The sequence below is a fragment of the Legionella fallonii LLAP-10 genome (genome assembly GCF_000953135.1).
GTDB lineage: Bacteria > Pseudomonadota > Gammaproteobacteria > Legionellales > Legionellaceae > Legionella > Legionella fallonii.
The window spans coordinates 1,838,758-1,852,123 of record NZ_LN614827.1 but is presented as its reverse complement, the minus strand read 5'-3'; the positions used below and the strand labels follow the sequence as shown (position 1 = coordinate 1,852,123).

Genomic DNA, 13,366 nt, shown 5'->3' with positions numbered 1-13,366 from the left:
TAATGTAAATGATGTTAAATTTGAATATAATTTAACCCATTTTAATGCATCATGTCGATTATGAAAAAAATAATCAGGATAAGTAGCATAATCCTTGTTTTGTTCTTTGTCAGTGGATATTTGACATTATTTTTTTTACCCAAGCCTTTATTATTGGATAACGTTAATTTTTCTAAGGCTGTATATGATGAGCATCATCAATTATTAAGATTGACTTTAAGTAAAGACGAAAAATTCAGATTATTTACTCCTCTTTCTCATATCTCAAAACAATTAATAGATGCGACTTTATTACAAGAAGATCAGTATTTTCGCTGGCATTTTGGGGTTAATCCCTTCGCTATGTTTAAAGCTGGTTGGCAAACTTATGCCGTTAAATCACGTCGAGTGGGTGCCTCAACAATTACTATGCAATTAGCGCGTATTCGTTATGGCATCAACTCTAAAAAAGCATTGGGTAAATTATGGCAAATTATTAGAGCAGTACAAATTGAAATGCATTACAGCAAGGAGCAAATATTAGAAGCTTATTTAAATTTGGCGCCTTATGGCGGAAATATCGAGGGGGCAGGGGCTGCAAGTTTAATTTATTTTAATAAATCTAGTAATAAGTTGAGTTTACCAGAGGCGTTAACCTTAAGCATTATTCCGCAAAATCCCGGAAAAAGAACACCAAATAACACTAATCTAAAAACAATAAGAGACAAACTATTTGTGCGATGGCTTGACAAGCATCCCAATGATCAGAGCAAGAAGATGATGTTTGGCTTACCGTTAGTAATGCAAAATAGCCACAGTTTACCTTTTTATGCCCCACATTTTGTTAATGCGGTATTGAATGACGCTGCTGTATCGGTGCAGAGTGTTGATACAACCATAGATTATAGGACTCAGATGGTTGTCGAACGAATCACGCGCCATTATTTAGCGCGAAAAAAAGGGTTGGGTGTTTATAACGCTGCAGTTTTATTAGTTGATACCCGTGATATGGGGGTCAAAGCGTTAATGGGATCGGCTGATTTTTTCAATAAGAGTATAGGCGGACAAATTAATGGAGTGGATACAAAGCGCTCTCCGGGTTCGACTCTGAAACCGTTTATTTACGGATTGGCTCTCGATCAGGGATTAATGCATCCCAATACTGTTTTAAAAGACGTGCCTCATAGTTTTAACGGTTATAATCCAGAAAATTTTGATTATGATTTTATGGGGCCAGTTAAAGCAAAGGATGCTTTAGTGTTAAGTAGAAACATTCCCGCTATTGAGTTAGCAAGTCAATTGTCCAACCCAACGTTACATCAACTATTAGAAAAAGCGCAAGTCAGTCATTTACGCTCAGAATCCTATTATGGCTTATCTCTAAATTTAGGAGGGGGCGAGCTAACTATGCGCGAGTTAGCTAGCTTGTATGCGATGCTAGTTAATGATGGGGTTTGGTATTCTATTCAGTCAGTTAAAGGTAAAGCAAAAGAGAATGGGCGCCGCCTACTAAGTCCAGAAGCAAGTTTTTTAGTATTAGACATGCTGCAAAATACTCCAAGGACGGATTTAGCTTACAAATCCTTTTCCCAGTTGCCTGTTTCTTGGAAAACAGGAACTTCTTCCGGTTATCGCGATGCATGGACTATTGGTTCTTTTGGTCCCTATGTTTTGGCTGTATGGATAGGTAATTTTGATAATAAAGCCAATCCTTCGTTTATTGGTAAGGATATCGCTGCACCTTTATTTTTTGAATTAATCGATGCAATTAAACAAGAGAGAGGGCCCATCCCTCAGGTTAAAAAACAAATGGGGTTATTGAATCTTCGTAAAATAGAGGTATGCAAAGCATCGGGAATGCTGCCTACGCGTTATTGTCTCGACACCGAGTGGACTTGGTTTATTCCTGGAAAGTCTCCAATAAAAACAGATACCATTTTTAGAGAAGTAGCTATAAATAATAGGACGGGTTTACGTACTTGCCACATTGATGAAAATACTCGTTTTGAAATTTTTGAATTTTGGCCCTCTGATTTGTTAAAGGTTTTCAAACGGGCAGGTATTCAAAGGCATACACCACCATTTTTTGAGTCCGATTGTGCTTTAACAGGGAATACCGGTATTAATCCACAAATCACTTCACCGCAAGCGGGTATAAGTTACGTAGTGCGCGCTAACTCTCAACTTAATGACAAAATTCCATTAAGTGCTGTAACTGATGCAGGTATTGCGCATTTATATTGGTTTATTAATGAAGTCTTTATTGCAGAAACAAAGCCCGACAAGCCTTTTTTATGGAAGGCTAAACCAGGCAAATTTGTAGTGCGGGTCGTCGATGATCACGGCTTATCGGATGCACGCGACATTACTGTATTAATGGATAGTTAAACTTTGATATTTTATACCTCTGCCTGAGCTACTGGTGCTGTGTAAGGCTCTTTGGAGTACTCACTGGGTAACCATCCTGTAAGCATTACTCCATTATAGAGCAGCTGGGTCAATAAAACGCCCTGGCAGAGACCTGTATCATCGGTGGCACATGACTGAGCAGTAAAAAGCATAGTAATTGCTAATCCCAGTTGCGCTGCTGCAATACTACCTTGTAATACCTGTACCGCTTTCTCACCAATTTTTAAATCGCTGCGGAATAAAGAATAAATTGATAGACAGGTCTGAGCCACTTTAGTAGGAATAACAGCGACCGGGGTGAAGGTTGAAAGGGTCGTTCCGGCAATTTCTGTTGCGGCCATTGCTCGTTGTGTATTTCTTTGCCCTGTAGTGGAGGCAAAGGTTGAAGGAAAGGAAATTTTGGACCAGCATTGGGTGAAAAAGTTAGGCATTGCATTATCCTTAATATAATGGTAGTTAATGGGCTGAAGTACATCCAATGTCTTCAAGCCGGTTGTCATTTCTAGAGTCAGTGCATTCAGTTGTAAGCTAAGGAATATACCAACGCGTTTTATAATAATGTATGTAATTAATAAAAACAAAGGGTTAGTTTGTCAGGCTTTTCTATTCTATCATCCAGATCGAAGCACAGAAGCTCTCGACGAAGGCAGGGCAGTACTGGGAGATCGTCCACTGTAAGATTTCCTAATTGATTGGTCTGTGAGCAGTTAATGGTTGCAACTTAAGAAGGCGAATATTTTTTCGATAATTTACTTAATTTGCTGCGTCGTAAAATTTGCGGTTTTTCAAAAGAAGCCAATCTACTGACATAAATGGTGGCAATGAGTTGCACAATTCCCATAAGTGTAAATAAAACCTCAAAGGAACTGTAGGCTATAATGAAACCACCGCACAATAAGGCCACCCCTGTATAAATACTGGCCAACCCATTAGCTAACCCCCAAGTGAGCCCCTCATGCGTTTTATCTTCGCATCGTGCATAGAGCGCATACCAGGTCGTGGTCGATAAACCGCCGGAAATACCTAAACCAATTTGTAATAATGCTAATTGTTTTTTAGTGCTGACAAAAATATAGCAGAAGGTAAAAACCGTTTGGAGAGCGTAGCCAACAATCAAAAGTTTTTCTTTATAGATAAAATCAGAAATGTAACCTAAACCAATAACAACGATACCAACAGAGATTAAATAAAGAGCCCAAACCCAGGAAATATCTAAGGGAGATGATTGAAATTTTGCACAAAAAACGCCAAACAATGGTCCAAGCATTCCTTCAGAAAGATACCAAAGGTTGTTTGCAAATAATAAAGTCCGTTCTTTTTTATTAAACATTCTGTATAGGTTTTTAAATTAATTGAAACTTTGAACTAACATACAAGGTTAGTTATCATTTTTATATAGGTTAGGAATAATTAATTCAAGATATTTTTAACGCTAACTTTTTATCTTTGCAGTAAAATGCTAATCTAAATTTTTTATACTGCCGCCGTAAACAATGAATAGTATTCCTCCCAAGAGCAAGCGTATTTTATCTTTGGATGTATTCCGGGGATTAACTATTGTTTTAATGATTATAGTTAATAGCCAGGCGACACGTGCTCCTTATGCACTATTAGCGCATGCTGACTGGGACGGATGTACTTTAGCTGATGTGGTTTTTCCCTTTTTTTTATTTATTGTTGGGATCAGTAGCGTTATCAGTCTAAAAAATCAAGTACAGGTGAAATCCAAATCATCTTTGTATTCCGGCATAGTTCAACGCAGTCTAGTATTGTTTTGTGTAGGACTATTGTTGAACGCGATTCCTTATCACTTTGATATAGCAACTATTCGTATCTTTGGAATTTTACAACGCATCGCAATCTGTTATTTGATCTGCGCCATTATTTATTTGAACACTACTGTTAGAACACAAATTCTAATATTTTTAGTAATTATAATTGGTTATTGGTTTTTAATGACTCAGGTACCTGTTCCTGGACATGGGATTAATCAACTCACCATTGACGGAAGTTGGGCCACTTATCTCGACCGAATGCTATTGTCTCCTGCGCATTTATATACAAAGACATATGATCCTGAAGGTGGCTTTAGTACTATTCCCGCAATTGCCACCACTTTGGCAGGGGTATTGACCGGCCAACTGTTATTAACTTCTTTAAGTAATAAAAGTAAATGTTACATCATGGGACTTACAGGAGGTGTATTTTTATTTTTGGGATGGATTTGGGGATATAGTTTTCCCATTAATAAAAGTCTATGGACTAGCTCCTTTGTATTATGGACTGGGGGATATGCCTTAGTTGCTTTTGCTTTGTGTTTTTGGATCATTGATATTTTAGGGTATACCCGATGGGCTTTACCATTAAAAATCTTTGGTATGAACGCATTATTTGCTTTTATCTTTCACGTTCTTTTATTAAAAATTCAATCCATGTTTTCTTTTCCATTAAGAAATGGCACTTTGGATAACTCCCGATCTGCGATTGCTGATCATTTATTTGGTAGTTTCGGGCCTCAAAATGCGGCTTTGTTTTATTCACTCGCGTTTTTATTCTTAAACTTTCTAGTGGTAGCATTTTTATATAGGCGTAAATTATTTATTCGTATTTAGTGGCCGTTTATAGGATAATAGTCAACAGAGTGGTCATGTCTACATTTTATTTTTACCTAATAAAATATCTTTAAATAAAACAAAATCACCTAATAAACTATAAAACGGATGTTTAAATGTGGCGGGTTTATTTTTTTCAAAAATAAAATGACCAGCCCAAGCAAAACCATAACCAATGAAGGGCAAAAGTATTAACCAATAGAAATTGCCTGTCATCAGTGCTGTTAATAAGCATAAGCAAACGAGTAATGTTCCAACAAAATGTAAACGTTTGCACATTGGATTTTGATGTTGTGAGAGATAGAAGGGATAAAACTCCTTAAAATTTTTAAACTCTTTCATTATGATCTCGAATACTTAAAACTTGTCCCTTGCCTCTAATAGGTCTTTTAGTGGTTTAGGAAGTATAGAACGCATTTTTACAGTCATTCCTAGCTCATGCTTTTGCCATAATATCCCTAGATAAATTATAGCAAATCCTATTGCCGTCAATGTTACTGGGAATAAGTAGCTGTATTGAAATACATCAAATGCTAAATGACCTAAATAACAACAGGTTCCTAGTGCACCAAATAGTACAAAGACTTTTCTACTTAAAACGACTCCGATGAAAATCAAAATGAGGTTAATACACAGATAAATAAATTTAGAGACTTCACTATTGGAATGCTGCGCGGTAAGACCACCCCAAAATGCCATTACACCAAAAATATAAAGCCAAAAAGCGTAATCAGCCGAATTACTGGAGCGGATATCGACCCAAAATGCAATTAGCATAGTAATGATACCAAAATACATGGATACTAGAGAACCTAATTCAAAGCTGTATGAGCCGCCGGCAATCATGGAGGTGAGATCCATAGACATGTACCAAAGTGTTACAGCTATGGGCATGATCATAAAGGGGTAGCGATAGATCCATGCCATGATAACCCCTACAATCAAGGTACCAAACTCCATAAAAATCCAATGCCATTTTATATAAGTATGGTAATCGTGATATACAGTATCGTCTGGCCACCAGCCCATTCCCTTTTGTAATCCATAGATAGCTAATGGCGTCAGGACTATAACAAAGGTTGCACAAATACCTGCTGGAATTTTATAGCCTTTGTTGGCTAGTTGATGCGTTAAAGCAATGCCAAGAAGACCATAGGATATAGAAAGAAAAAAAATACCCCATCCCCCATATAGTTCCCATCCTAAATTCATAAATAAAGACATCGCACCTATGGCAATGAGACCGCCAAAATAATAAAGGACATTAGTTACACTAAAGCTAGGGCTTTGCTCTGGGAGATTGGATAGAAAATCAATCAAGTTATTCGCTTGTTCTTTAGTGATTATTTTGGCATCTACTGCTTTGCGTATCATATTGCCTGAAATGTGCATTATAGCTCCGCGTGAGATGAATGAGCGCTTAATATAAATTATAGCTAAGCTGTAATGCTCTAGAGGTAAATATGAACTATTTAGTTGGTTTAATTGGTTTCTTGTACTTTATTAGCGACACGCCGTTGATTCCAAACGGGAATTAAAGTGGTCATGATTAAGAAAAGAATACCAAAGAAAGAATAAGATAATTGCGACTCCAGCTGAAGAGAGGGAGGAGGAGTTAGACTGACGAGCAGTGAAATGCCAATCCCCATAAGTCCCAAGCTGGCAGGGATTAGAATTTTAACTTTATTATTTATTTGCTCGGAGAAAGTTACTTTGATGGCACTAATAAATAGCAACAAATACATAAGTAAATTAATTTGAGTTGCAGCATTTAGCATGATCCAATAGGAGGCATTAATCGATGGAATAATCAAAAATAAAGTGCTGATAACCGACACGCAAATTGCTTGGAGAATTAGCAGTTTTGCTGGGGCCTTATTTTCATTAAGTTCAGTCAACCCAGTATTTAAAAACCCTTCTCCTGCGGCAAAGCCCAAACCTTTAATAGGAGCAATCAACCAATTGTTGGCAGCGCCAATGCACCCTATAGCAATTAATCCATTAATAATAAAAGCCAAATGACCACAATGCATCTTAGTGAAAAACAGTTGAATCAGCTGAGGGATACTGCTGATAAAGCTTAATTGCTGAGGAGGGATGATCATGGCAATGATGATTGAACCAAATAACATGGATAAAAAAATTAAAACTACTGAAACAGCCATAGCTTTAGGGAATGCACCCTTTTTGCTTTCTTCCGCATGTACGGCCGCAAGTTCCATACCACAGAATGAAAGAATGATGGCGGTTAATGAAGTCCAAGAGTAGGGCGCAGCTTTAGGCAGTATATTATTTGTTCCTTGGGTCTGTGTAAGCCACCAATAAAGTCCCATGATCATAATGATGGCAAAAGGAACGAGCAATCCAGTAATAGAGCAAAAAGAATTAAAGCGGCTGGAAAGGTGAATCCCCTTCAAATTAATCCAGGTTAATCCCCAAATAAGACAAATAATAATAATAAAGAGTAGACTTTTATTTTCAACTAAAGCTGGCGAAATACTGTACAACAATGTTCCTGCAATGAAACTGAGCATGGTTGGATAAAGTAGTACATTTTGTATGCATTGGTACCAAATGGCCATAAAGGCTGATTGTTTACCAAGACCTTTTTTCACCCATCCATACACCCCTTGTTGAGACTGATTGGAAAACCAAGCCGAAATAATGGCGCATGGGAGTAAGAAAAAAAACAAAGCTAAAGTAAAGTAGTTAAATAATTGATTACCTGCTATCGCTGCTGCAGGTAAATTTCTAATACTATCTACTGAACAGACGGTGATTAAAGTAAGACTTAAAATGGATAATTGTTTTTTCATTAAAACCTCAGAGACAAACAACTTAAACCACCGTCAATTTTTCTGAACTCACTGACGTCTAATTCAATTATGGGGAAGCCATAACCAGCAATTGCTTTTTTTACTTTAGGATATCCTTGAGGTAGTAAAACAGTCCCATTAATCATAATGCAATTCGCAGCATAAGATTCTTCGGGTGTAACAATAATTTGTGTTAGGTGAGCAAGTGCTTGATGATTTACTAATTCACCGTTAACCAATAAATAGTCCTGCCCTAGATAACTTACCCCAGTTTTAAGATGCAGGAATTCTTTTAATTCGATAGTTGACGCGGTATAACCATATTGGCTTATAGCCTGAGTCATTTGTTGTGCTCCAACACGATTTGTCCTTGCTGATAAACCAATAAAGAAGTGGTTTTCTACTTGCAGTACATCACCAGCCTCCAATGTTCCTGGAGTGTCAATTTTAGCAATTTGCTCTTTGAAAAACAGTTGAATAGTGGGCTTGATTTGCTCTACCTCTCCTTGTCGAGAAGGCACCCCTGGTTTGGTTAAAAGCGCTAGTTGTTTAGTAAGCAAAGCAACATCCTCAACAAAACAAGAATCAGGATAAGCTTCAAGAGGAGGCAATACAGTAACTTCCAAGCCACATTGTGATAAAGCACTGATGTAGTTTTGATGTTGAATTAATGCTAACTCGTAATCTGGTTTACCCAAGGTTGTTGATGTAGTTAAACCATTGACTAAAGATGCAGAGGGAGTACGAACAATTGCATTTTGAAACATTAGCGTTCTCCAGGAACTTTTGAAAATCATCTTAGCATATTTTTTATTGGCGTAAACAGAGGGCTATGCTCACTTAAGTGGCTAGAGAGATGTTGTTTTCTGTAATTATTTATGACTAAGATTCTGTACATTTAATCTCATTATCATCTGTTTATTAATCATAGAGGGTGATAACATCAACGGCGATTGAGTAAATATTCATTAACTAAGGAAAGTGATTTATATGAATAAGGGAGTCAATTCATTCGTTTTTTTTGTCGCTCTAATAGCCGGATTTGGTGGTTTTTTATTTGGTTTTGATTCCAGTATTATCGCCGATGTAAAAGATCAGGTGATGACTCAATTATCTCTCTCCGAATGGCAATGGTCTCAAGTCGTTAGTATTAGTCTATTGGGTTGTATTCTTGGTATTCCTTTAAGTGGTTTTTTTGCTGATAAATTAAGTCGTCGTCATTTATTAAAAATGGTCGCTCTAGGCTTTATTTTGGGAACTGTGCTGTGTACTCTAAGTAACAATCTGGCTTTATTATTAGTTGGTCGATTCGTTATAGGTATTTGTATCGGAATTGCCTCTTATGTGGCGCCATTATTTATCGCAGAAATTGCTCCTCCTAACAAAAGAGGGGCCCTAGTTTTGATTAATGGTTTAACCATTACTTTTGGTCAAGCCATCGCTTATTTAATTGGTTATTTTATCCATGATTATTCTGCGCACAGTTGGCGTTTTTTATTCGCAATGGGTTGCGTACCGGCACTAATTTTATTTATGGGGATGTATTTTGTTCCTCATTCACCACGTTGGATAATGAAAAAATATGGTGCAGACGAGACTGTACGAACTTTAAAGCGTATTCGTCCTTATGGCTATAACATTCATAACGAAATGGATGAAATTCGCAGTAACTTAAATCAAACACAGCTAAATTATAAAGTATTATTCAAATCACCTATTATTTTTGTTTTGGGGGTCGGTGTTGCTTTGGGAGTGTTTCAGCAATTCTCAGGGATTAATGCAATCATGTACTATGGGCCAGTTATTTTCCAATCAGCAGGTTTTTATCCAGTTAAAAATGCGATTCTGGCAACTTTTTGGATGGGGACGATCAATTTTTTATTCACGGTGCTGACCTTATTTTATATTGACAAATTAGGACGGCGATTTTTACTGTTGAGTGGTTCTTTGCTTGCCGCTCTGAGTCTCTTTATGGCTGGTTTATTCTTTAATACGGCGTTACCCGGTCAAAAATTCTGGATATTGGGGACTTTATCGACCTATGTAATGGGTTATTGTATTAGTGTTGGATCTTTGTTCTGGGTTTTAATTTCTGAAATTTATCCTTTATCCGTGCGCGGGTTGGCTATGAGTATTGCTACCGTAGTACAGTGGGGCGCTAATTTTGTCGTTTCGCTCTCTTTCTTAGCTATTTACCAGAATTTGGGGCAAATGCTGACCTTCACTTTATTTGCTTCATTATGCTTGTTGGCATTTTTCTTCATTTATCATTTTGTACCAGAGACTACGGGCGTTTCTTTAGAACAAATAGAAAAAAATTTGATGATGGGAAAAAAGATGAAAGATATTGGTCAGCAGTTGTCCACTGCAACTACTATGTCAGACAACCCGTTTTTGGATCAACAACAAATAAAAACTAACAAATTGGAATTAGCGAGGGATTAAATAATATGAACAGCGCAAATCAACAGCGACGATGTCGTATAGGTATCATTGGAGCAGGGCGTATTGGTAAATTGCACGCGGAAAATATTAAATATCATTTACCACAATATGATTTATTGGCTATAGCCGATCCTTATCTAAATGAAGAATGGGCAGATAAATTATCTATTAACCACCAATACCATAATGCAGAAGAAGTGATTTTTAATCAGGATTTGGATGCTGTTCTTATTGCATCGCCGTCAACCTTACATTTAGAACAAATCAAAGCAATTAGTGACGCGGGTAAAGCCATATTTTGTGAGAAACCTATTGGTTTAGATGAGGAAGACATTTTAGCTGCATTAAAGACAGTTCAGGCAAATAACACTTTATTACAACTTGGTTTTAATCGTCGCTTTGATCCTAGTTTCGCTCATCTACAAAGACAAGTTCAAACCGGCGAAATAGGTGCTGTTCATATAGTGAAGATTACTTCACGTGATCCTGCCTGCCCCTCTAAGGAGTATTGTGCGACTTCAGGGGGGTTATTCATGGACATGACCATTCATGATTTCGACATGGCGCGTTTTTTAACTCAATCAGAAGTTGTTGAGGTGTTTGCTACAGGCTCCGTTCTAATTAATCCCGACTTTGAAGCATTACATGATATTGATACTGCAATAATACAACTGCGCTTTGCTAATGGAGCCTTAGGTGTTATAGATAACAGTCGTCAGGCTGTGTATGGCTATGATCAACGCATTGAGGTGTTTGGTAATGAAGGAATGTTAGTGGCAGCTAATCACTTAAAGCATTCGGTAACACGTTATTCTAATACGACTACAGAACAGGCTAACCCCGAATATTTTTTCCTTGAGCGTTATCAACAAGCTTTTGTAGCGGAGTTAGGTTCATTTTATGATGCATGGTTACACAATAAGCCTAGCCCTGTTTCTGGAAAAGATGGGTTACAAGCGCTACGAATAGCTCATGCAGCAAAACAATCTCTTACTACTAAATTACCTGTTTTTTTGAGTTGAGGAAGGCATGACTAATCCACTATTTTACTTTAATGCGAATCGACCTGTAGATCTGATATGCATGGGACGTGTTGCCGTAGATCTCTATTCAGAACAAGTTGGGTCCACATTAAGAGACACTAGGAGCTTTAAAAAATATTTAGGTGGATGTGCTGGTAATATTGCGGTGGGTGCCGCACGCCTTGGCTTGCAATGCATGATGTTTTCTTGTGTTGGACAGGATGAGATGGGGGCTTTTTTAAGAAATGAATTGGAAATTGAGGGAGTAAATACTAACTTACTGTACGAAAGCAAAAATCATTTAACTGGCTTAGTGTTATTGGGTATTAAGCCACCCAAAGAGTTTCCTTTAATGTTCTACCGTACTGATTGTGCGGACATGCAAATTAAGTCCCATCAAATTAATGGGGCAATATTGCAGCAAGCAAAAGCTATTTTAATTACAGGTACCGGTTTATCTACCGCAGACATGCTACAAACGACAGAGGAAGTAATTCCATTAGCAAGACAAGCTGAAACAACTGTCATTCTTGATTTGGATTATAGACCTGTTCTGTGGGGATTAACCGGACTTGGTGATGGAGAAACGCGTTATTGTCATAATCAGGAGGTGAGTAAAACCTATCAACGTATTTTACCACATTGCGATTTGATAGTGGGAACGGAAGAAGAGATTTGCATTGCGGGTGGCTATGATGAGCTGAATCAATCCTTAGCAAACATCAGGCGATTTACTCCGGCTCCTATAGTGATCAAACGAGGAGAAAAAGGAGCTGAGGTTAGTTTCATAAATAGAAAGAACCACATAAAAACCAAGGCTTTTCCTGTCGAAGTGCTCAATGTGCTAGGGGCGGGTGATGGATTTATGGCGGGTCTTTTATCAGCTCTTTTACGAGGGGAATCTTGGGAAGTCGCTACTACCTATGCAAATGCTAGTGGTGCTTTAGTGGTTACTCGTCATGGTTGCGCTCCAGCCATTCCCTATAAAGATGAATTAGACTATTTTATTAAGCACTTTGATGAACAGCCACAGCTATGGAAAAGTGCTTATTTAGAGCAATTACATCAAAAAAGAAGAGGAGATAGCTGCCAGCAATTGCTTATTAAAAACCTGCACGGTTTTGATAGCGGAGTTACTTCTATTGTAAGCATGGATAAGCTCTCATCTTGTAGTGGCATGAGTTTTAGTTCTGTAAAATTAGATGCAGGGCAAAGATACTCGTTTAATGAGGATTATGAGTTTGCTGCCTTACTAATGACGGGAAAAGTTGTATTTCATTATGCAAATCAAAGTCGGCAAGTACAACGATATGATTACTTTTCTCAAGCTCCTATAGTCCTGCATTGTCCTGTTGGGCAAAAAGCTTCGGTTGAGGCTACAACGGATTGTGAGATTCTGGTGATTGAAACAGTAAATGATACCCCATTTGCCCCTTTGCTATTTGATGAGTCTAATCTTTTAGAATTAGATAATCGTGGGAAAGATATTCTGGATGATACATCTTATCGTGTAGTGAGAACGGTGTTTGATAAACGTAACAGACCTGAGTCTAATTTAGTGGTTGGGGAGATCATTACTTTTCAGGGGGGATGGTCCAGTTATCCTTCTCATTACCACGAGCAACCAGAGATTTATCATTACAGGTTTTCGGAACCTCAAGGCTATGCCTTTGGTGAACAAGGCAAGGACGTTTTACGGATAGAGAATTATGACACGTATCAAATTGCTAGTGGGCAGAGCCATGCTCATTGTGCCGCTCCCGGATACGCGCTTTACACCCTCTGGTTCATACGTCATTTAAAAGATAATCCTTATATTACCCCTACGTTTATAAAGGAACATGAATGGACTAGAACGAAAAAAGCAAATAATCGAGTATGGAAGGAAAAACGATAATCATTTTGATCCATAGCCGTTAGGCTAAAGAATATGTGAGGTATATTTTCCCCTCTTCTTCGCAGGAGATGGTTAGGACATAGCCATTAAGTTCAGGGATTATTTAATACCGAATTACCGCGCGGTATCCATAACTGGAGCCACATCATGGATCCCGCGGTCGAGGCCGCGGGAATTCGAAATATC

11 protein-coding genes are annotated in these 13,366 nt (G+C 37.9%); 5 read left to right on the top strand and 6 right to left on the bottom strand.

Annotation, left to right across the window (positions count from 1 at the left end; genetic code table 11):
* Nucleotides 1-60: 60 nt before the first annotated feature.
* Complete coding sequence (gene pbpC, locus LFA_RS07555; RefSeq protein ID WP_045095650.1) at nt 61-2,367, top strand: penicillin-binding protein 1C; 2,307 nt, start codon at nt 61-63, stop codon at nt 2,365-2,367.
* A gap of 11 nt (nt 2,368-2,378) precedes the next feature.
* Here pbpC and LFA_RS07550 read toward each other — a convergent pair whose 3' ends face one another.
* Both LFA_RS07550 and LFA_RS07545 read right to left on the bottom strand, forming a co-directional pair.
* Entirely contained in the window at nt 2,379-2,819 is a 441-nt protein-coding gene (locus LFA_RS07550) for a hypothetical protein (protein ID WP_045095649.1), read from the bottom strand.
* A gap of 290 nt (nt 2,820-3,109) precedes the next feature.
* On the bottom strand, nt 3,110-3,718 hold the full coding sequence (locus LFA_RS07545; protein ID WP_045095648.1) for an MFS transporter: 609 nt from the start codon (nt 3,716-3,718) through the stop codon (nt 3,110-3,112).
* A gap of 163 nt (nt 3,719-3,881) precedes the next feature.
* Here LFA_RS07545 and LFA_RS07540 point away from each other — a divergent pair, with 163 nt between their 5' ends.
* Nucleotides 3,882-5,000, top strand: coding sequence for an acyltransferase family protein (locus LFA_RS07540; protein WP_045095647.1), 1,119 nt, complete (start codon nt 3,882-3,884; stop codon nt 4,998-5,000).
* Nucleotides 5,001-5,039: 39 nt separating this feature from the next.
* Here LFA_RS07540 and LFA_RS07535 read toward each other — a convergent pair whose 3' ends face one another.
* The 4 genes from LFA_RS07535 to LFA_RS07520 all read right to left on the bottom strand — a co-directional run bounded on the left by LFA_RS07535 (nt 5,040) and on the right by LFA_RS07520 (nt 8,583).
* On the bottom strand, nt 5,040-5,342 hold the full coding sequence (locus LFA_RS07535; protein WP_045095646.1) for a DUF962 domain-containing protein: 303 nt from the start codon (nt 5,340-5,342) through the stop codon (nt 5,040-5,042).
* Between the two features lie 15 nt (nt 5,343-5,357).
* Complete coding sequence (locus LFA_RS07530; RefSeq protein ID WP_045095645.1) at nt 5,358-6,392, bottom strand: hypothetical protein; 1,035 nt, start codon at nt 6,390-6,392, stop codon at nt 5,358-5,360.
* An 89-nt stretch (nt 6,393-6,481) separates the two neighbouring features.
* Nucleotides 6,482-7,816: an APC family permease gene (locus LFA_RS07525; protein ID WP_045095644.1), complete on the bottom strand. Its 1,335-nt coding sequence runs from the start codon at nt 7,814-7,816 to the stop codon at nt 6,482-6,484.
* Nucleotides 7,816-8,583, bottom strand: coding sequence for a dimethylarginine dimethylaminohydrolase family protein (locus LFA_RS07520; protein WP_045095643.1), 768 nt, complete (start codon nt 8,581-8,583; stop codon nt 7,816-7,818). Before LFA_RS07520 ends, LFA_RS07525 begins: the two co-directional genes overlap by 1 nt.
* A 223-nt stretch (nt 8,584-8,806) precedes the next feature.
* Here LFA_RS07520 and LFA_RS07515 point away from each other — a divergent pair, with 223 nt between their 5' ends.
* From LFA_RS07515 to iolC, 3 genes are read left to right on the top strand one after another with little or no spacing between them, the layout of a single operon-like run.
* Nucleotides 8,807-10,261 carry a sugar porter family MFS transporter gene (locus tag LFA_RS07515; protein ID WP_084602136.1) on the top strand — a complete coding sequence of 485 codons (1,455 nt, stop codon included), beginning with the start codon at nt 8,807-8,809 and terminating at the stop codon, nt 10,259-10,261.
* A 5-nt stretch (nt 10,262-10,266) separates the two neighbouring features.
* Nucleotides 10,267-11,283, top strand: coding sequence for an inositol 2-dehydrogenase (gene iolG, locus LFA_RS07510; protein WP_045095642.1), 1,017 nt, complete (start codon nt 10,267-10,269; stop codon nt 11,281-11,283).
* 7 nt (nt 11,284-11,290) lie between these two features.
* A complete protein-coding gene (gene iolC / locus LFA_RS07505; RefSeq protein ID WP_045095641.1) occupies nt 11,291-13,180 on the top strand; it encodes a 5-dehydro-2-deoxygluconokinase in 1,890 nt (629 codons plus the stop codon).
* Nucleotides 13,181-13,366 lie beyond the last annotated feature (186 nt).